This window comes from Streptomyces sp. MI02-7b (assembly GCF_033793585.1).
Classification (GTDB): Bacteria; Actinomycetota; Actinomycetes; order Streptomycetales; family Streptomycetaceae; genus Actinacidiphila.
This window is the reverse complement of the sequence record NZ_JARAWX010000040.1, coordinates 13,360-32,788: the sequence shown is the minus strand read 5'-3', so window position 1 is coordinate 32,788 and position 19,429 is coordinate 13,360. Positions and strand designations below refer to the sequence as shown.

The following is a 19,429-nucleotide window of genomic DNA, read 5'->3' as shown; positions in this document are numbered from 1 at the left end:
TGCTAGTCGCCGCTCTCCTTGGTCACCAGCGCGACGGCCTCGTCCACGTCGTCGGTGAGGTGCAGCAGTTCCAGGTCCACCGGGGACGCCTTGCCCTGGTGGACGACGGTCTCCCGGACCCAGTCGACCAGGCCCTGCCAGTAGGCGGTGCCGAACAGGACGATGGGGAACTGCGTGACCTTGCGGGTCTGCACCAGGGTGAGGGCCTCGAAGAGCTCGTCGAGCGTGCCGAAGCCGCCGGGCAGCACGATGAAGCCGGAGGCGTACTTCACGAACATCGTCTTGCGGACGAAGAAGTAGCGGAAGTTCACGCCGATGTCGACGTAGGGGTTGAGGCCCTGCTCGAAGGGGAGCTCGATGCCGAGCCCCACCGAGAGGCCGCCCGCCTCGCACGCGCCGCGGTTGGCCGCCTCCATGGCGCCGGGGCCGCCCCCGGTGATGACGGCGAAGCCGGCCTCGGCGAGGGCCCGGCCGATCCGGACGCCGGTCTCGTACTCCGGGGCGCCCTCGGGCGTACGGGCGGAGCCGAAGACGCTGACGGCACGGCCGAGTTCGGCCAGCGCGCCGAAGCCCTCGACGAACTCGGACTGGATGCGCATCACGCGCCAGGGATCCCCGTGCACCCAGTCCGACGGGCCGCGGGTGTCCAGCAGCCGCTGGTCGGTGGTGGACTTCTGCACCTGGCCCCGGCGGCGTACCACCGGGCCGGTGTGGCGCTCGGGCCAGCCTCGCCCTGCGGAGCTGCCTTCCGCCGCCGCCGTCTCGGCCGCCGCCGCCTCCTCCGCGTCATGGTCCATGTCGCGCTCCTTTCGCTGCGTCCCCCGGTCCGGTCAGGGTACGCACGCGCCCACCGCGCGGATCAAGAACGCGCCGCTTAACAGCTCGTTACGCCAGCCAGGCGCGCAGTTTCCGCTCCGCCTCCAGGACGGCGGCGACGGCGACGTGCTCCTCGCGGGTGTGGGCCAGCTTGGGGTCGCCGGGGCCGTAGTTCACCGCGGGGACGCCGAGCGCGGAGAACCGGGCGACGTCGGTCCAGGCGTCCTTGGGCGCCGGCTCGGTGCCGATGGCCGCCACGAACGCCGCCGCGGCGGGGTGGGACAGGCCGGGCAGGGCGCCGGGGGCGCTGTCGGTGAGCAGCACGTCGAAGCCCTCGAAGACCTCGCGGACGTGGTCGAAGGCCTCGGCCTCGGAACGGTCCGGGGCGAAGCGGAAGTTGACGATGACCGCACAGGCGTCGGGGATGACGTTGCCCGCGTGACCGCCCTCGATCATGACGGCGTTGAGGCCCTCGCGGTAGGTCAGGCCGTCGATGACGGCCTGCCGGGGCTCGTACGCGGCGAGCCGGGCCAGCACCGGCGCGGCCTTGTGGATGGCGTTCTCCCCGAGCCAGCTGCGCGCGGAGTGGGCGCGGCGGCCGGAGGTCTCGACACGGACCCGCAGGGTGCCCTGGCAGCCGCCCTCGACCTTGGCGTCGGTGGGCTCCAGCAGGACCGCGAAGTCGCCCTCCAGCCAGTCGGGGTGATGCCGGACCAGCCGCCGCAGCCCGTTGCGCTCGGCCTCGATCTCCTCGGCGTCGTAGAAGACGAAGGTCAGGTCGCGGTTGGGCTCGGGGAGGGTGGCGGCGAGCCGCAGCTGCACGGCGACGCCGGACTTCATGTCGGTGGTGCCGCAGCCCCACAGGATGCCGTCGTCGTCCAGCCGGGAGGGAACGTTGTCGGCGATGGGCACGGTGTCCAGGTGCCCCGCGAGCACCACCCGCTCGGCGCGCCCCAGACGGGTGCGGGCGACCACGGCGTCGCCGTCGCGGTCGACGGTGAGGTGCGGCAGGGCGCGCAGCGCCTCCTCCACGGCGTCCGCCAGCGGCTTCTCGGCGAGGCTGACGGAGGGGATGTCGACGAGCTGCGCCGTCACCGCGGCGGCGTCCTGACTGAGATCGAGCACGGGCCGTTCCATGGGGCCGACCCTACCGGGGGACGAATACCGTGGTCGGCACAGCGGCCTTCGGTACGGTGTGCGCGTGCCGAAGCCGACGTCGACGTCCAGCCCCGCCGCGCGCGCCCCGAAGAAGCGGGGACGGGCCGTGCGGGTGGTCACCGCCGCCCTGGTGCTGCTGGGGGTCGCGGGCTACGCCGCCCACCACTTCGGCGTGATCGGGGGCCCCGGGCCCGTCGAGTGCACGGTGACCGCCGAGGGCGGGACGCTGCGGCTGGAGCCCCAGCAGGCCGCCAACGCCTCGACGATCGCCGCCGTGGCCAGTTCGCGCGGACTGCCGGAGCGGGCCGTGGCGATAGCGCTGGCGACGTCGATGCAGGAGTCCGCGCTGCGCAACATCGACCACGGCGACCGGGATTCGATGGGCCTGTTCCAGCAGCGTCCCTCGCAGGGCTGGGGCACCGCGGCGCAGATCATGGACCCGGTCTACGCCTCGAACGAGTTCTTCGACGGCCTGGTGAAGATCCAGGGCTATTCGCGGCTGCCGCTCACCGTGGCCGCGCAGCGGGTGCAGAAGAGCGGTTATCCGCAGGCGTACGCCAAGCACGAGTCGGACGCGGCGCTGCTGGCCGCCGCCCTCACCGGACGGCACGGTGCGGCGCTGACCTGCACGACGGCGGACGGCGAGCGGACCGTCACCGGCGGGGACCCGGCGAAGGTGCGGGCCCGCCTGGTACGGGAGTTCGGTCCGGACGTGGCCCCGCGGACGACGGCGGCCGCCGATCGGGATCCCGGGGCCGGCGCCGAGGGCGACGCCAAGAACGGCGGTACCGCGGACCGCGCCGGCGCCGGTGGCCGACAGGCCGCGGGGCCGCGCACGGTGGCGGTGCCGTCCGCGCCCGCCGACGGCCGGGGGCGGGGCGGGGACGCCCGGCGGGGCTGGGAACTCGCCCAGTGGGCGGTGGCGCACGCCCATGAACTGAAGGTGGAGAAAGTCGCGTTCGCGGACCGCGAGTGGTCGGCGGCGGCCTCCGGCAAGGGCTGGACGAAATCGAATGGCGCCGATTCCGGCGCGGCGGCCGACGACGTGCGCATCACCGTCGCGCAATAGTGCGGGCATTCACCCCCAGGCGGGTCGCTTGTACGCCAAACCCATCAGATGGGAAACCGTCTTGACGGAACGTCAAAACCGCATCTGAGGAAGGGCCGTGACGTTTCGTCGGCGCAGCTCAACACGCCCGAATTGCTCCGCTTTACCGGCCGCCGGAACTCGCCGCATTACCAACTCTTTACCTGAGACGGCCGCAACCTTCGGGGCACCTCACGCGGTAGTCACGACGTCCGCCCCGCGGACATGTCACGCCGTAACTGTCGTCTCTCCGTAAAAGGAGCACCATGTCTCTCCCCCTCACGCGTCGGATCGCCCGGGCCGCCCTGCTGGTCGGCGCGGCCGCGGCTCCTCTCATCGGTGCCGGTGCCGCGTCCGCCGCCGAGCTGCCGCAGGTCGGCGACCTGGGTGGGCTGACCAACGTGGACAAGGCCCCGGAGCTCGCCGGCACGGTCACCCATGCCGCCCAGGACTCCGGCGCGGTGAAGACCGTCCAGCAGACCGTGCCCGCCACGGCGCGCACGGTGGCCGGCCTCGGCAAGACGGCCCAGCCGGCCGTCAGCGGCGTCGCCACGAAGGCGGTGGGCACCATCGGCGGCGCCGCCGTGGAGGTCGGCAAGCACGCCGGCAAGACCGGCCTGCCGCTGCAGAGCCTGCCCACCACCGACCAGCTTCCTCTCAAGGGGCTTCCCCTCGGCGGCTGACCCCCCACAGCCGCCCCGGAAGGGCCCGGAGAGCCTTCGCTCTCCGGGCCCTTCGGGGCGCCGCGGCTTCGCCCGGTACGAGCCGGTCAGCCGGCCATGCGGCGCACCGCGGCCGCCACCCGTTCGTCGGTGGCCGTGAACGCGATCCGCACGTACCGCTCGCCGGCCGCGCCGTAGAAGTCGCCCGGCGCCACGAGGATGCCGCGCTTGGACAGGTCGGCGACCGTGTCCCAGCCCGACTCGTCACGCGTGGCCCACAGGTAGAGGCTGGCCTCGCTGTGCTCGATGCGGAAGCCGGCCGCCTCGAACGCGGTGCGCAGCGCCGCCCGGCGCCGCGCGTAGCGCTCCCGCTGCCCGGCCACATGGGCGTCGTCACCGAGGGCCGCGATGGTGGCGGCCTGCACCGGGGCGGGCGTCATCATGCCGCCGTGCTTGCGGATCTGCAGCAGCTCGCCCAGCACGGCCGGGTCGCCCAGCAGGAAGGCGGACCGGTAGCCGGCCAGGTTGGAGCGCTTGGACAGCGAGTGGACGGCGACGATGCCCTCGTACGAGCCGCCGCAGACGTCCGGGTGCAGCACCGAGACCGGGTCGGCCTCCCAGCCCAGCTCCAGGTAGCACTCGTCGCTGAAGACCAGCACGCCGTGCTCACGCGCCCAGGCCACCGCCCGGCGCAGCTCGTCCTTGCCGAGCACCCGCCCGGTGGGGTTGGACGGGCTGTTGAGCCACAGCAGCCGCAGGCCGGCCGGGTCGAGCTCGGTCGGCTCGTCGTAGACGACCGGCTCGGCACCCGCCAGGCGCGCGCCGACCTCGTAGGTCGGGTAGGCCAGCCGCGGGTACGCGACCTTGTCGCCGGCGCCCAGGCCCAGCTGGGTCGGCAGCCAGGCGACGAGTTCCTTGGAACCGACCACCGGCAGCACGTGGGTGTCCCCCAGGTCCGTGGCGCCGAGCCGGCGGCCCGCCCAGCCGGTGATGGCGGCGCGCAGCTCGGGGGTGCCCCACACAGTGGGGTAGCCGGGGCTGTCGGAGGCCTCGCTCAGCGCGCGGCGGACGATGTGGGGGACCGGGTCGACGGGGGTGCCCACCGACAGGTCGACGATCCCGCCGGCGTGTGCGGCGGCCGTGGCCTTGTACGGTTCGAGCCGGTCCCACGGGAAGACGGGGAGTCTGGACGAGACTGGCTGCGCCACGCTGGTGCTCACTTTCCGTTACTGAACGGCCGGGGGCCGCCAAAGACGGCGGTCCCGCACGGCGGTGTGCCGTACGGGACCGCCCACAACTGTCGGGGTCACTCGCCCTGCGGGGGCAGGGCGGCGATGAAGGGGTGGTCGCGCTCGATCAGCCCGAGCTTGGAGGCACCACCGGGCGAACCGAGCTCGTCGAAGAACTCGACGTTCGCCTTGTAGTAGTCCTTCCACTCCTCCGGGGTGTCATCCTCGTAGAAGATGGCCTCCACCGGGCAGACCGGCTCACAGGCTCCGCAGTCGACGCATTCGTCCGGGTGGATGTACAAGGACCGCTGGCCCTCGTAGATGCAGTCGACCGGGCACTCCTCGATGCACGCCTTGTCCTTGACGTCGACACAAGGCTGCGCGATGACGTAGGTCACGCTGTCGTTCCTCCTCGATAGGGCTGTCTCGCGCGGGAGCGCGGCGTCGTCGATGCCCGCCCCTAGTATCTCCGTTCTTGGGCGGCAGACGAACAGGAGGGGCGGTCATGAGCATGGATTTCACCGCCGGAGCTCGGGCGGATGTACGCATAACGCCCTCTGACGTGGGCAAACGGGTATCGGTCCGCCGGATCGCGGAGATCGTCGGAGGACGCCCCGTGTTCACCGACGCCGTAGGGGTTCTCACATCGTGGGACGAGGGCGCACTGGTCGTGACCCGCAGGAACGGGGAGGCCGTCCGCATCGCGGAACCCCTGCTGGTGGCGGCCAAGATCGTGCCCGACACGCCGGCCCGGCGCGGCGCGCGGGCGCCCCGCGCGACCGCCCGTGAACTGCAGGAGAGCGCCGCGCGCTGCTGGCCCGCGCCCGAGACCGGGCGGCTCGGCGCCTGGACGCTCCGGGCCGCCGGCGGGTTCACCCGCAGGGCCAACTCCGCGCTGCCGCTCGGCGAGCCGGGCATGCCGGTGGCGGCCGCGGCCGAGGCGGTGACCCGCTGGTACGGCGAACGCGGGCTGCCCGCGTACATCCAGGTCACCACGGGCGGCGAGGAGGGCGACGAGGCCCTCGCGGCGTCGCTCGACGCCCTCGGCTGGACCGCCGAGGGCCACGCCCTGCTGCGCACCGCCCCGCTGGCGCCGCTCGCGGACCTGCCGGGCGCCGAACAGGTGCGGCCGGCACGTGAGGTGGACGCCGGGTGGCTCGCCCGCTACCACCGCACCGGCGGCCTCGGCGACGCGGCACTGGCCGTGCTCACCGGTGGCCCCTCCGTGTGGCTGGCGAGCGTGCCGGGCGCCGCGGGCGGCGCGCCCGCCGCGATCGGCCGGTGCGTGGTCGACGGACGCTGGGCGTCCTTCGCCGCCGTCGAGACCGACCCGGCCGCGCGACGGGGCGGGCTGGCCACGGCGGTCGTGGCGGCACTGGCCCGCAAGGCCCTGGAGGAAGGCGCCTCGGGGGCGTACCTCCAGGTCGAGGCGGACAACGAGGGCGCCCGCGCGCTCTGGGACCGGCTGGGCTTCGGCACACACCACGCGTACCACTACCGGCGCGGGCCGCGCCCGGCGGACGGTTAGGAGCGGCGGCATGGACGACTCCGTCAGGCGGCGCTTCGCCGAAGCAGCCCGCGAACCGCGCCCGGACCTGGCGACGCTGTGCCTGCTCGTCGGCGAGGAGGCCGACCCCGGCCTCGGCGAGGCCGGGACGGACGCCGCGCAGATCGAACTCGACCGGCTCGCCGGGCTCCTGCCGTACGGGCTCACCGGGCCCGCCGACTGGGCCGCCGCCACGGCCGCCCTGCTCGGCGGCCGGCTCGGCTTCGGCGGGACACCAGCGGACTACCAGCGGCTGGACTCCTCGCTGCTGCACGAGGTCCTGCGGCGGCGGCGCGGGCTGCCCATCCTGCTGTCCGTGGTGTGGATCGAGGTCGCCCGGCGGGCCGGTGCGCCGGTCTACGGCGTCGCCCTCCCCGGCCACTTCGTGGTCGGCTTCGGCGACCCGGCCGGCGCGTTCGTGCTCGCCGACCCCTTCAACGGCGGGCGCCCCCTGGGCGACGAGGACGTACGCCTGCTCGTGGCGGGCGCCACCGGGTCCGTTCCGTCCCCGGCGATGCTCGGCCCGGCCGACCCGCTGGACATCGTGCTGCGCGTGCTGAACAACATCCGTGCCTGGGCCGACGCACGCCCCGAGCACCTCGCGGTGCAGCTGTGGGCGGTCGAGCTCTCGCTGCTCCTGCCGCAGCATCCGGGGCGGTTGCGGCAGGAGCACGCGCAACTGCTGGTGCGGGCGGGGGATTTCGCGCGGGGCGCGGCCGAGATGGAGGCTTGTGCGGAGGTGCTCGACGCGGCGGAGCCGGGGAGGGCGGGGGCGTTGCGGCACCAGGCGCGGGCGGCGCGGGCGCTCCTCAACTGACCGCTGCGCTGGCTGTCCGGGTGGGTTTTTTCCCCGCCCGCCCTCCCTCCCCCAACCTTCGGCCGGGGGTGCCCCCAGCCCTGTGAAGTCAGGTCACCCCGGCGCGCGTTTCGTGGGGGCCGGGGTCGAGGCCTCCGGGGCTGGCCATTCTGGACAGCACATTTCGGTGCCTCCGGCACAATCTGTTGATCACCCCGGTTCATGCACCCACATATGCTCCACAGTCCAGAACACCCACCCCTCCGACCCCGCCCCCTCCGTTTCGTCATGCGCCTGATCCCCGGTGGGGGGGTATGGAGGCGGACCGTGCTCGGGCCACCGTTTACGCACCGCACGCCAGCCGCCCAGGCAACCGCCGCCTCACCGCCACACCGGCAGTGGAGTTCTACGGGGCCTCGGCAAGACGACCCGGCCGAGCCACTCGCAGGCGCCGCCGAGCGCACAGGACCGGACGACCTCACCGCCCGCAGCCACGTCTACGTCCGGCACCCTGCGGAACGCGCCGCCGCGCGGAACCCCATGAGACCCGCGATCCCCCCGGAGACACCCCGCACGACAGCCGCCCAGACAACTGCCGCCTCGGCGACCTGGACATCGACCTCGGCGAGACGATCCGGACGAGCCACTTGCACGCGCCACCGAGCGCACAGGACCGGACGACCTCACCGCCCGCAGCCGCGTCTACGTCCGGCACCCTGTGGAACGCGCCGCCGCGCGGAACCCCATGAGACCCGCGATCCCCCCGGAGACACCCCGCACGACAGCCGCCGCATCGCCCCCGCACCGGCATAGGCGTTCGGCGCGGCCTCGGCGAGACGATCCGGACGAGCCACTTGCACGCGCCACCGAGCGCACAGGACCGGACGACCTCACCGCCCGCAGCCGCGTCTACGTCCGACTCCCTGTGGAACGCGCCGCCGCGCGGAACCCCATGAGACCCGCGATCCCCCCCGGAGACACACCGCCCACCAGCCGCCGCATCGCCCGCACACCGGCGGCAGACGCTCGGGGAACCCCATGGGACGCTGCGCGCCCTCACAGCCGCTCGGCCTGTGTCCAGGCAACCGGGTGCACCCGGACCGCCTCGATACCCCCACCGGGGATCAGGCGCGACAACCTACGGAGGGGGCGGGGTCGTAGGGGTGGGTGTTCTGGACTGTGGAGCATATTTGGGTGCATGACCCGGGGTGATCAGTTGAGGGTGCCTGAGGCACCTAAATGTGCTGTCCAGAATGGCCAGCCCCGGAGGCCCCGCACCCGGCCCCCACGAAACGCGCGCCGGGGTGACTGACCGCGCCGGGCACACGGGAGGGCGGGCGGGGAAAAAACCAGGTCAGAGCCAGCCGCGGTCGAGCGCGATCCGCACCGCCTCCCCCCGATTCCGCGCCCCCGCCTTCTGCATCGCCGTCGAGAGGTAGTTGCGAACCGTCCCCTCGGACAGATGCAGCCGGCGCGCGATCTCCGCGTTGACGGAGCCGTCGGCCGCCGCCCGCAGAACCTCCCGCTCGCGCGCGGTGAGCGGATCCGCACCGCCGCTGAGGGCGGCCGCCGCGAGCGCCGGGTCGATGACCTTCTCCCCGCGCAGAACCGCGCGCACCGCGTCCGCGAGCCGCGCCGCGGGGGCGTCCTTGACCAGGAACGCGTCGGCGCCGGCCTCCATCGCGCGGCGCAGGTAGCCGGGCCGCCCGAAGGTGGTGACGATGACGACCCGCACGTGCGGCAGCTCGGCCCGCAGCGCGGCCGCCGCGTCGAGGCCGGTCATGGCGCCGGGCATCTCGATGTCGAGGAGCGCGACGTCCGCCTCCGCGGTGCGCGCGGCCGCGACGGCGTCCTCGCCGCGCGAGACCTGGGCGACGACCTCGATGTCATCCTCCAGCCCCAGCAGCGCGGCCAGTGCCTCCCGCACCATCGACTGGTCCTCCGCCAGCAGCACCCGGATCATGGGCGGCAGCGTAGCCCGCCGGGACGAACGCGCGGAGGGTGAAACCGCGTCCGCCCTCCGTCTCCAGGCGGCCGCCGGCCAGCAAAAGCCGTTCCTCCAGCCCTGTGAGGCCGTTGCCGCGCCCGGTGCCGCTCGGGCCGCGCCCGTCGTCGGAGACGGTCAGACAGACCGTTCCGCCGCCGCCCACGCCCACGGCGACAGCGCACCGCCGGGCGCCGCTGTGCCGTACGACGTTGGTGACGGCCTCGCGCAGGGCCCAGGCGAGGGCCGCCTCCGCCTCCGGGGTCAGCGCGGCGGTCACCTCGGTGGGCAGGTCGGCGCGGATACCGGCGGTCCGCAGCGCGCCGCGGGCCGCGATCAGCTCGTCGGCGAGATTGGCCCGCCGGTAGCCGCTGACGGCCTCGCGGACGTCGACCAGGGCCTGGCGGCTGACCCGCTCGATGTCGGCGACCTGCGCCGCGGCGTCCCCGGGCCGGTCGGGCAGCATGCGCCCGGCGAGTTCGCTCTTGAGGGTGATCAGGGACAGCGAGTGCCCCAGCAGGTCGTGCAGGTCGCGGGCCAGCCGGAGCCGTTCCTCGGTGGCGGCCAGCTGCGCGATGGTCTCGCGGGCCTCGCGCAGCTCGCGGGTGGTGCGGACCAGCTGCCGTACGCCCGTCATCGCGAAGCCGCCGAGCATGCACGGTACGAGGAGCGAGACCAGCGTGATGCCGTCCGCGCCGCGCGGCCAGGCGCACAGCGCGAGCACCCCGGTGACCAGGGGGATCACCCAGCGGGCCTGGCGGCCGGGCAGGACCGCGCCGCAGCCGACCGACAGGTAGACGAAGAGCACGAGGAACGCGCTGCCGAGGGTCAGTCCCAGCACCAGGGCGAGCGCCCCGAGCAGTCCCAGTACCCCGTACACCCAGGGCGGCTGCCGTTCCGCGTTGGTCCGCCGGAAGACCAGCCCGAGGTAGAGCGTGACGTAGACGGCGAGCCCGGTCCAGCCCAGCACGGTGGCGAGCAGGCCGTGCCCGCCGTCGGCCAGATCGCTGACCGGGGAGCCCAGGTAGAGCATCCACATCGCGATCCAGATCAGCTTCACGAGTGCCTGCCGGCGGTTCTCCGGCGCCCGGCCGATCGCCGTGGTGTCGTCCGCCTCGACGGCCTCCCGCCAGCGCGTCGCTCCCGCGGCCACGTCGCGCTCCCTTCCGGCCCTCAGGCCTTCGCGGTGTCCTTGCGGTACATCCAAGCGGCTGTGCCCGCGAAGAGCACCAGGTAGACCAGGAGCACCGCCACGTCGCGCAGGTGCGGGGCGTGGCCGAGCTCGACGGCCTGGCCGAGCGCGGCGTACGGGCGCGCCGGGAGCACGTCGGCGATGTGCCGCAGCCACCCCGGGAAGGAGCTGTACGGCATCCACAGGCCGCCGAGCAGCGCCATGCCGAAGTAGGCGATCATCGCGACCGGGCGGGCCACGTCCGCGCTCGCGACGTAGCCGATGGCCACGCCCAGCGCGGCGAAGACGAAGCTGCCGGCCCAGCTGGTCAGCAGCACGCCGCCCCACTGCCAGGCGTCCAGCCGCACGCCCTTGACGGCCGCGCCCGCGATCAGGACGAGGGCGATCGAGGGCAGGCTGACGGTGGCCGCGGAGGCGATCTTCGCCAGGACGTAGCCGCGGCCGGGCAGCGCGGTCAGCCGCAGCTGCCGGACCCAGCCCCGGTCGCGCTCGCGGGCGATGCGCTCGGAGTTGCCCATGAGCACGGCGGTCATGGCGCCGAAGGCGCACATCGCGACCATGTAGTACGTCACCAGGGAGCTCTTCTGACCTGCCGTCAGAATCAGGAAGAGCAGCACCGGGTAGAGCACCGAGAAGAACATGAACTTGCGGTTGCGCAGGACGCGCAGGATCTCCAGCTTGACCAGCGTCCTCATCGGGCCGCCACCTCCTCGTCCTTGGCCGCGGCGACCGGCGCCGCCGGTTCCGTGCCGGCGGTGCCTGCGGTGATGGCCAGGAAGGCCTGTTCCAGGCCGAGCCCGGCGACTTCCAGGTGGCGGGGGTAGAGCCCGGCCGCGTAGACGGCGTGCACGGTCGCGTCGGCGTCGGTGGACCGCAGGCGCACGGTGGGCCCGGTCACCTCGGCCGCGGTGACCCCGGGCAGCGCGAGCAGCGCCGCCTCGTCCCAGGCGGTGTCCAGGTCGAAGACGATCCGCCGGGCCCCGGCACGTGCCTTGATCTCCGAGGCGGTGCCGTCGGCCAGCAGCCGTCCGCCCTGCAGGACGAGCACGCGGTCGGCGACCGCGTCCGCCTCCTCCAGGTAGTGGGTGGCGAACAGCACGGTGCGGCCCTGCCGCACCTGGCCGCGCATGGCGTCCCAGAAGGCCTGGCGCGCGGAGACGTCCATGCCGGTGGTGGGCTCGTCCAGGACCAGCAGGTCGCTCGCCCCGGCGGTGGCGAGGGCGAAGCGCACGCGCTGCTCCTGGCCGCCGGAGAGCTTGTTGACCTTGCGGCCGGCGATCGCCTCCAGGCCGGCGTCCGCGAGCACCTCGGCGACGGGGCGGGGGCGGGGGTGCAGGTCGCAGGCGAGCCGCACGATCTCCCGGACGGTGACGTCCTCCATGAGGCCGCCGCTCTGCAGCACGGCGCCGACCAGCCCCTCGGAGATCGCGCGGCGCGGCGGGCGGCCGAAGATCTCGACGGTGCCGGAATCGGGGGTGCGCAGGCCCAGCAGCAGGTCCAGGGCGGTGGACTTGCCGGCGCCGTTGGGGCCGAGGAGGGCGACGGTCTCGCCCGGGTGGAGGGTCAGGGTCAGGTCGTCGACGGCCCGTACCGGGCCGAAGCTCTTCGTCACGTGCGTGAACGCGATGGCGGTCATGGCATCAGAATCCCGGTGCGGGGGTCCGCCCGGCAGTGCCCGGCGTCCCGTTCCGCGCATGACAGATGTCATGGGTGTGGCCCCGGTACGGGTACCGGGGCCACACCCATGGCGCTCGTGGCGGAAGGCTCAGGCGGTCAGGAGGTGCCCTCCACGGTGACCGTCTTCTTCGTCGGGTCGTCCGTCCGCAGCGCGGGCAGCATCGCCGAGGCGACGTCCTGCGGGGTGACGGCGGTCTTGCTGCCGTCCCCACGGGTGACCAGCACGCCGTCGAAGGCGCCGCCGTACAGGCCCTTGAGCACCTTGGTGTCGATGTACGGGGTCAGGTTGCCGTCCTTGTCCGGGACCATCGACAAGATCTCCGACAGCGAGTGCTCCGGGCTGAACGGGACGGGGTTGCCGCTGCCCGCCTTCACGTAGACGAAGCCCGACATCGCGGTCTTGCCGAAGCCGTTGACCGCCGCGTCGAGCGCGGCCTGGGTGACCTTGGGCTCGACGGTGGTGGCCGCCAGCGTGACCAGGCCGGGCTTGCCGCTGGCGACCTGCGTGGCGTAGGCCGCCGCCACCTTGTCCACCGAGCCGTCGACGTCGATGGCCTGGTGCGGCTTGCCGGCGACGGCGACGGCCTTGCCGGACACGAACGTGACCTTGCCCTCGGAGCCGGCGCCGCCGAGGCCGGCGGAGAGCTTCTCCAGCTGCGCGCGGAGCTTGTCCTTGTCGGTGTCCACGACGGGGTCGACCTCGCGGGTACCGCCGAAGAGCGAGCCGATCACCGTGACCGGGTTGTAGTCGCGGCGCGCCACGTTGCGGACGGTGGCGTCGGTGTCGAGGACCAGTCCGGCGGCCGAGGGCTTCAGCTTCCGGGTCTGGTCGCCGACGGTGACGGTGATCGCCGTGTCCTTGCGGGGGCCGAGCTGCGCGTCGAGCGCCGCCGTGGCCTGGTCCTTGGACTTGCCGCCGATGTCGACGCCGTAGACGGTGGTGCCGGCCGGGACGTCGGAGTGGTCCATCAGCAGGCCCGCCGTGTAGGCGATGCCGAGCAGGGCCACCACGGCCACGCCCGCCAGTATCAGCTTGGAGCGTCCCTTGGGCTTCGGGGCCGGCTCGTCGTCCTCCTGGAAGTGGTACGCGTCGCCGCCGGCCGGGACCGGGCGGGTCACCGCGGGGCCCGCGGGGGGCACGGCCGGGATGCCGCTGACGACCGTGTCACCGGACAGCCGCTCCCCCGCGGGCGCGAAGGCGCCGGGGAAGGGCTCCTGGTGCGGCGCGGCGTGCGGGGCGCCGGCCGGGGGGATCCGCATGTCGCCGGTCATCGGGCCCGTGGTGGGGCCGGACGGGGGCTGGAAGCTGCGGAAGGGGGTACCGGGACCGCCGGGGCCGGGGCCGGGGCCACCCGGACCGCCGGGACCGCCGGTGCCGGGGCCGGGGCCACCCGGACCGGACGCACCGCCGGGACCGCCGGGACCCGCCTGGCCGGGGAACGGCCGGGAGCCGGGGGCACCGGGCCCGCCCGGGCCCATGGGGCCGTCGGTGAGGTACGGGATGCCGGGACGGGGCGCGCCGCCGGGGGCACCGGGGCCACCCGGACGACCGGGGCCACCAGGACGGCCGGGACCGCGCTCCTGGCCGGTGGGCCGCGAGGGGAGGTCGCCGAGTTGCATCGGCTGCGTGATCTCCGGGGCGGCGAAGTCCTGGGCCGGCCCGGGGGCGGGTGCCGGGGCGGGCGGCGCCGCCTCGGGCGCCTGCGGCGCGGGAGTGGCCTTGCGCGGGGCGAACCAGTCGCTGGTCGGCTTCGCGCCGCCCTGCGCCGGGATCTCCGGCTCGGGGGCCGGGGCGGGTGCGGGCACCGGCTCGCCCTGCCCGGCGCCGGTGGCACCGTTGCCGCCGCCGGCGGGGGTCCATCCCGCGGCCGGCTGCGCCGGTTCCGGGGCGGGGCCGGCGGCCGGGGAGGCGGGGGCCTCGCCCTCGGCGCCGCCGTCGACGGTCGTACGGACCACGACGGGCGGAATCGGCCGGGACCCGGGGATGTTGATCCGGATCCGCGTGGTCAGCGTGGTCTCGGTCCTGGGCTCTCCCGCGGCCGGGGCGGCCGGGGTCTCCCCGTCGGCAGGTGCCTCGTCCCGTGGGCCCTCCTGCGGATGCAGCGACGGAAACGGGCGGGTCCCGTACGGCGGGGTGCCCGAGGGATACGCGGCTCCGCCTCGGCCCTGGTGGCCGGGGGACGGACGGTCAGTTTCACGACTCAATGCAGGCTCTCCCGGTTCGCTTCGCCACCCGTCACGGCCTTCCGCGGGCGGCCCGGCGGCGCGCACCACCATACTGGGCACCGCCGAGGAGTCGCCTGCCGCCGGGGGGAGACCGCCCGTACCAACGGGACGTATGCGACGTCATCCACCAAAACGGACGACGCGCAGTTCGTGAGCGGTCAACGCGCGCATCGTAACGGACGGAACGTGGCGCCTATCGTGCCGCAAGTGATCCGCCGCCGGGAGGCCCGGGTTGGGCGAGCGTGGCCGACATCACGCCGGCCATGGCACCGCCCAACAAGTAGATGTACGGGCTGAGTCCATTGGCGAACAGGAAGTCACCCTCCGGGCGCGCGGAGCTCAGGAAGACCACGGTGAGCAGCCAGACCGCCGCCGGCACCAGAGCCCCCACCCGCCCGCCGGTCAGCTTGGCGCCGCCCCAGAACAGGGCCGCGCAGCCGGCCAACGCCAGGATCAGCCCACCGGGGAACCAGGCCGCCTGGACCAGCCCCCCGGCGACCGCCACCACGGCGCCCAGCACGGCGAGCACGGCGTATCCGAGGAGCCTCATGCCCCCACCCCCGCGAACAGGTCGTCCTCGAGGCCGTCGACGACCCCGGGCTCGCCCGTGACCAGGCGGTAGCACTCGGCGCCGAAGAGCGGCTGCCCGAGGTCGTTGGAGAGGGCGAAGAACGGTCCGTCCACCGCGATCTGCGTGCTGTGCGCCCGCATGGCAGCCGCCTTGAGCCCGCCGTAGCGCGCCTCGGCGTCGATGCGCGCGGTCACCTCGGAGTCGTCCACGACGCCCGGCAGGTCGTCGGCGGTCGCGATGCCCTCGAACAGGTGGTCCCTGCCGGCCGCGCGCAGCCGCGCGAAGCCCTCCTCGACCTCTGTCCGGGGCAGGCAGTTCCAGTAGACCTTGGCGATCGTGTGCGGGGCGCCGAGGTCGGGCCGGAAGGACGGCTCGGCGGCCAGCCCCGCGGCGCGGGTGGCGACCCGGTGCGCCTGGATGTGGTCGGGGTGGCCGTAGCCGCCGTTCTGGTCGTAGGTGACGAGCACCTGCGGCCGCGTCTCGCGGATCACCTCCACGAGGTACGAGGCCGCCTGGTCGAGGTCGGCCTGCCAGAAGCAGTCCGGCCGCTCGTTCTGCGGGACGCCCATCATCCCCGAGTCGCGGTAGCGGCCGGGGCCGCCCAGGAACCGGTGGTCGCTGACGCCCAGCTCCTTCATGGCGGCCGCCAGTTCGCCGATCCGGTGGGTGCCGAGGGTGTCGTCCCGGTCGGCGGCCAGGTGGGCCAGCTCCGGCGGGATCACCTCGCCCTCCTCGCCCAGGGTGCACGTCACGAGCGTCACGTGGGCCCCCTCGGCGGCGTACTTGGCCATGGTGGCGCCATTGTTGATCGACTCGTCGTCGGGGTGTGCGTGGACGAGGAGCAGTCGGCGGGCGGGCGTCGCGGTCATGGGAAGAGCCTACGGCTCAGAACTTGAAGTCCCCGATCATGCCCGCGACGTTGTTGGTCAGGTCCCTGATCGTCGGGGCGATCGACGAACTCGCCAGATAGAAGCCGAGCAGTACGCAGACCACCGCATGCCCCGCCTTCAGCCCGGACTTCCGGACGAGCAGGAACACGACGATCAGCAGCAGCAGCACCGCCGAAATCGAGAGTGCCACAGCGGCTCACCTCCAGGGCCTCAGGGTCGCGACAGCAGTTGCCAACCGGTTGTTACCCACTCTCGGCAATGGATCATAACTTTGTGGTGCACCGCATAGCTCGGTGCACGGGAGCACGCGGGGGCGCATGGCCGGTTCTCGCGGGTGCGCGCGCCGGGCCCGGCGGCCGTCCCCGGTGGGAGACTCGCCCTCATGACGCAATCGCTCTCCTTCCCGCGGCAGTACGCCCGCACGCAGCGGTTCTCGCTCGGCGCCCCGCGCGCCTTCTCCGTCTCGCCGGACGGCGGGCGCATCGCCTTCCTGCGCTCCCGTTCCGGCACCGACCGCTCGCACCTGCTGTGGGTGCTGGACCTGTCCGCGGACGGCGCCGCGGCCGAGCGGGTCGTGGCCGATCCGGCGGCGCTGCTCTCCGGTGCGGACGAGGAGCTGTCACCGCAGGAGCGGGCGCGACGCGAACGCAGCCGCGAGGGTTCGGCGGGCATCGTGGCGTACGCGACGGACGACGCCATGGAACGCGCCGCGTTCGCCTTGTCCGGGCGGCTGTTCACGGCGGAACTGATCGCGGGCACCGCCCGGGAGATCGCGGTGCCGGGCCCGGTGGCGGACCCCCGCCCGTCGCCGGACGGCCGCCGGGTTGCGTATGTGGCGGACGGCGCGCTGCGCGTGGTGGACGCGGACGGCGGCGGGGACCGCGCCCTCGCCGGGCCGGAGGGCCCCGGCGTCACCTACGGGTTGGCGGAATTCATCGCCGCCGAGGAGATGTCCCGCAGCCGCGGCTACTGGTGGGCCCCGGACGGTGCCGCCCTGCTCGCCGCCCGGGTGGACGAGGGCCCGGTGCGGCGGTGGTGGATCGCCGACCCCGCCAACCCCGGCCAGGAGCCCGCCGAGGTCGCCTACCCGGCCGCCGGAACGCCGAACGCCGAGGTCACGCTGGTGCTGCTGACCCTGGACGGCGCGGCGACGCCCGTGGAGTGGGACCGGGAGCGCTATCCCTACCTCGCGCGGGTGCACTGGTCGGCGGCCGGCCCGCCGCTGCTGCTCGTGCAGGCGCGGGACCAGCGCGAGCAGGTGTACCTGGCGGTCGACACGGCCACCGGCGGCACCCGCGAGGTGCACCGGGAGCGCGATGAAATCTGGCTGGATCTTTTCGGTGGAGTGCCGGCCTGGGCGAGCGGTGAGCGCCTGGTCCGGATCACCGACGAGAGCGGCGCGCGGTGTCTGGTCGTCGGTGAACAGGCCTTCACCGGACCGGAGTTGCACGTGCGTTCGGTGCTCGGCAGCGATGCGGACGGCTTCTTGCTGACCGCCTCGGCGGGGGCCGCGGCCAAGGACCCGGAGACCGGCGAGATCCATGTGTACCGGGCGGACGGCGGGCCCGGCGGCCCGGTCCGGCTGACCGGCACGCCGGGTGTCCACACGGCGGTGCGCTCGGGCGCCGTCACGGTGCTGACGTCCGCCTCGCTGGAGCAGCCGGGTGCCGCCACGCGCGTGCTGCGCGACGGCGCGGAGGTCGCCGTGATCGCCTCGTACGCCGAGACCCCCGTGCTGACCGCCCGCCCCGTGCTCACCACCGCGGGCGAGCGGGACATCCCCGCGGCGGTCCTGCTGCCCTCCGGCCACCGGGACGGCGACGGCCCGCTGCCCGTGCTCATGGACCCCTACGGCGGCCCGCACGGCCAGATGGTGGTGCACGCCCAGCGCACCTACCTGCAGGCGCAGTGGCTCGCCGACCAGGGCTTCGCGGTGGTCGTCGCGGACGGCCGCGGCACCCCCGGGCACTCCCCCGCGTGGGAGAAGGCGATCGCCGGCGACTTCGCCGGGGTCACCCTCGACGACCAGGTCGACGCGCTGCACGCGCTCGCCGCCCGCTACCCGCTGGACCTGGGCCGGGTCGCCATCCGCGGCTGGTCGTACGGCGGTTACCTCGCCGCGCTGGCGGTGCTGCGCCGCCCCGACGTCTTCCACGCGGGCGTGGCCGGCGCGCCGGTCACCGACTGGCGGCTGTACGACACCCATTACACCGAGCGCTACCTCGGCGACCCCGGACGGCAGCCCGGGGTGTACGCCGCCAACTCCCTCGTGACCGAGGCCGGACTGTCCGCGCCGGCGGAGCGGGTGCGGCCGCTGATGGTCATCCACGGCCTCGCGGACGACAACGTGGTCGCCGCCCACACCCTGCGGCTGTCCTCCGCCCTGCTGGCCGCCGGACGCCCGCACGAGGTCCTGCCGTTGTCCGGCGTGACCCACATGACCCCGCAGGAGCAGGTCGCGGAGAACCTGCTGCTGCTCCAGGTCGCCTTCCTCAAGCGGGCCCTGGGGCTCGGGACCGCGGGCTAGTTGTACGGGGGTTCCCGCAGGTACGCCGCCCGGGCCTCCCCGGGCGGCATGCCGGGCGGCGGCCCGTGGGCGTCGACGACGGGCAGGACGGCCGTCTGGTCGAACAGCGGCATGCTGAGGTTGTCGGCGGCCGGCACCACCTCGGCGTCCGCGAACGGGTCGCCCTCCGGCACCCCGTCCCGGTCCGGCCGCCGGGGGATCAGCAGCAGCACGGCCACTACGGCCGCGGCCGCCGAGAAGCCCGCCGCGAACTCGGCGCCGGACAGCGCCTGGAGCCGGAAGGTGACGAGCACCGGGACCGCGACGGCACCCAGCAGGCACGCGACCGAGATGCCCAGCGGCCGGGAGAAGGGCGCCCGCGCCAGCGCCGCCGTCCCGGCGGCCGCGGCCAGGGCCGCGCTCGCCCAGGCCTGCCAGTCGAAGGGCGCGCCCAGCTGCGAGTTGACGAGATAGCCGCCGACGGCCGTACGGAACAGGAAGCTCGGCGGCAGGGGCGTGGCGGCCGGATCGCCGTGGGCGCGGGTGAACTCCCAGATGCCCGTGATCGCCGCGGCGACCAGCAGCAGCAGTCCCGCGAGCACCCCCGCGGCGGGCCGGGGCGGTGCGGGGGCGTCCGTGCCGTTGCGGCGTACCACCAGGAGCAGCAGGAGCGCCCCGGCCACCTGCCCGCCCGCGGTCAGCAGCAACGGCCCCTGCAGGCCCCGCAGGACGCCGCCGGAGGCGGGGGCCAGGAGAAGCGCCGCGGGAGTGCGCAGCGCCAGGGTGATCACGGCGGCGGCCCCGAGGACCCCCACGCCACCGGGCCGGAAGGCGGCCACCGCGCCGGCCGCGTACAGCCCGAGCAGCAGCAGGTCCACGGTGGAGGTGACCAGCGGCGCCCCGCCGACCGGCATTCCGAGCCCGGTCCACACCCTGAGGGCGCCCTCCGCCCGGAACTGGGTGAGGTCCTGCGCCACCCAGACGGCCTCGGCCGCCGCCAGGGCAGCACAGATCACGCCTCCGAGCCGATACGTCTGCCGCATGGCCACCTCCCAGGCCCCTCCGGCAGCAGTGTCCTTGCGTTCGGAG

At 74.3% G+C, this 19,429-nt stretch carries 18 protein-coding genes; 5 read left to right on the top strand and 13 right to left on the bottom strand.

The genetic code is table 11. The annotated features are described in order from the left end of the window. Nucleotides 1-2: 2 nt before the first annotated feature. Together PV364_RS38310 and dapE are read right to left on the bottom strand one after the other, a co-directional pair. Nucleotides 3-797, bottom strand: coding sequence for a TIGR00730 family Rossman fold protein (locus tag PV364_RS38310; protein ID WP_319665554.1), 795 nt, complete (start codon nucleotides 795-797; stop codon nucleotides 3-5). Nucleotides 798-885: 88 nt separating this feature from the next. Next, entirely contained in the window at nucleotides 886-1,953 is a 1,068-nt protein-coding gene (gene dapE, locus PV364_RS38305; protein ID WP_319665553.1) for a succinyl-diaminopimelate desuccinylase, read from the bottom strand. 64 nt (nucleotides 1,954-2,017) lie between these two features. Here dapE and PV364_RS38300 point away from each other — a divergent pair, with 64 nt between their 5' ends. Together PV364_RS38300 and PV364_RS38295 are read left to right on the top strand one after the other, a co-directional pair. After that, the gene (locus PV364_RS38300; RefSeq protein WP_319665552.1) at nucleotides 2,018-3,043 is read left to right on the top strand and encodes a heavy metal transporter; all 1,026 of its coding nucleotides are present in this window, start codon (nucleotides 2,018-2,020) and stop codon (nucleotides 3,041-3,043) included. A 284-nt stretch (nucleotides 3,044-3,327) separates the two neighbouring features. Further along, nucleotides 3,328-3,744: an ATP-binding protein gene (locus tag PV364_RS38295; protein WP_319665551.1), complete on the top strand. Its 417-nt coding sequence runs from the start codon at nucleotides 3,328-3,330 to the stop codon at nucleotides 3,742-3,744. Nucleotides 3,745-3,830: 86 nt separating this feature from the next. On the opposite strand, the gene dapC is transcribed toward PV364_RS38295, so the two are convergent. Both dapC and fdxA read right to left on the bottom strand, forming a co-directional pair. Continuing rightward, the gene (gene dapC / locus PV364_RS38290; RefSeq protein ID WP_319665550.1) at nucleotides 3,831-4,931 is read right to left on the bottom strand and encodes a succinyldiaminopimelate transaminase; all 1,101 of its coding nucleotides are present in this window, start codon (nucleotides 4,929-4,931) and stop codon (nucleotides 3,831-3,833) included. A 98-nt stretch (nucleotides 4,932-5,029) separates the two neighbouring features. Continuing rightward, complete coding sequence (gene fdxA, locus PV364_RS38285; protein WP_018561461.1) at nucleotides 5,030-5,350, bottom strand: ferredoxin; 321 nt, start codon at nucleotides 5,348-5,350, stop codon at nucleotides 5,030-5,032. A gap of 113 nt (nucleotides 5,351-5,463) precedes the next feature. Here fdxA and PV364_RS38280 point away from each other — a divergent pair, with 113 nt between their 5' ends. Both PV364_RS38280 and PV364_RS38275 read left to right on the top strand, forming a co-directional pair. Continuing rightward, a complete protein-coding gene (locus PV364_RS38280; RefSeq protein ID WP_319665577.1) occupies nucleotides 5,464-6,480 on the top strand; it encodes a GNAT family N-acetyltransferase in 1,017 nt (338 codons plus the stop codon). Nucleotides 6,481-6,490: 10 nt separating this feature from the next. Further along, nucleotides 6,491-7,315, top strand: coding sequence for a transglutaminase-like domain-containing protein (locus PV364_RS38275; protein ID WP_319665549.1), 825 nt, complete (start codon nucleotides 6,491-6,493; stop codon nucleotides 7,313-7,315). Nucleotides 7,316-8,648: 1,333 nt separating this feature from the next. On the opposite strand, the gene PV364_RS38270 is transcribed toward PV364_RS38275, so the two are convergent. From PV364_RS38270 to PV364_RS38235, 8 genes are all read right to left on the bottom strand, one after another. Further along, nucleotides 8,649-9,257, bottom strand: coding sequence for a response regulator transcription factor (locus tag PV364_RS38270; RefSeq protein ID WP_319665548.1), 609 nt, complete (start codon nucleotides 9,255-9,257; stop codon nucleotides 8,649-8,651). Continuing rightward, complete coding sequence (locus PV364_RS38265; protein WP_319665547.1) at nucleotides 9,181-10,431, bottom strand: sensor histidine kinase; 1,251 nt, start codon at nucleotides 10,429-10,431, stop codon at nucleotides 9,181-9,183. The genes PV364_RS38270 and PV364_RS38265 overlap by 77 nt, the downstream gene beginning before the upstream one ends. Before the next feature lie 20 nt (nucleotides 10,432-10,451). After that, nucleotides 10,452-11,165: an ABC transporter permease gene (locus PV364_RS38260; RefSeq protein WP_319665546.1), complete on the bottom strand. Its 714-nt coding sequence runs from the start codon at nucleotides 11,163-11,165 to the stop codon at nucleotides 10,452-10,454. Beyond that, nucleotides 11,162-12,106, bottom strand: a complete 945-nt coding sequence (locus tag PV364_RS38255; protein WP_319665545.1) for an ABC transporter ATP-binding protein — start codon at nucleotides 12,104-12,106, stop codon at nucleotides 11,162-11,164. Before PV364_RS38255 ends, PV364_RS38260 begins: the two co-directional genes overlap by 4 nt. Nucleotides 12,107-12,243: 137 nt before the next feature. Continuing rightward, nucleotides 12,244-14,352 carry a hypothetical protein gene (locus PV364_RS38250; RefSeq protein ID WP_319665544.1) on the bottom strand — a complete coding sequence of 703 codons (2,109 nt, stop codon included), beginning with the start codon at nucleotides 14,350-14,352 and terminating at the stop codon, nucleotides 12,244-12,246. Nucleotides 14,353-14,566: 214 nt separating this feature from the next. After that, nucleotides 14,567-14,923, bottom strand: coding sequence for a DUF6113 family protein (locus PV364_RS38245; RefSeq protein ID WP_319665543.1), 357 nt, complete (start codon nucleotides 14,921-14,923; stop codon nucleotides 14,567-14,569). Further along, nucleotides 14,920-15,813 carry an N-acetyl-1-D-myo-inositol-2-amino-2-deoxy-alpha-D-glucopyranoside deacetylase gene (gene mshB, locus PV364_RS38240; RefSeq protein ID WP_319665542.1) on the bottom strand — a complete coding sequence of 298 codons (894 nt, stop codon included), beginning with the start codon at nucleotides 15,811-15,813 and terminating at the stop codon, nucleotides 14,920-14,922. The genes PV364_RS38245 and mshB overlap by 4 nt, the downstream gene beginning before the upstream one ends. A 16-nt stretch (nucleotides 15,814-15,829) precedes the next feature. Beyond that, nucleotides 15,830-16,024: a hypothetical protein gene (locus tag PV364_RS38235; RefSeq protein WP_319665541.1), complete on the bottom strand. Its 195-nt coding sequence runs from the start codon at nucleotides 16,022-16,024 to the stop codon at nucleotides 15,830-15,832. A gap of 192 nt (nucleotides 16,025-16,216) precedes the next feature. Here PV364_RS38235 and PV364_RS38230 point away from each other — a divergent pair, with 192 nt between their 5' ends. After that, entirely contained in the window at nucleotides 16,217-18,361 is a 2,145-nt protein-coding gene (locus PV364_RS38230) for an alpha/beta fold hydrolase (protein WP_319665540.1), read from the top strand. Here the strand turns inward: PV364_RS38230 and PV364_RS38225 are convergent. After that, on the bottom strand, nucleotides 18,358-19,383 hold the full coding sequence (locus PV364_RS38225) for a hypothetical protein (RefSeq protein WP_319665539.1): 1,026 nt from the start codon (nucleotides 19,381-19,383) through the stop codon (nucleotides 18,358-18,360). The two genes, PV364_RS38230 and PV364_RS38225, sit on opposite strands and share 4 nt — an antisense overlap. Nucleotides 19,384-19,429 lie beyond the last annotated feature (46 nt).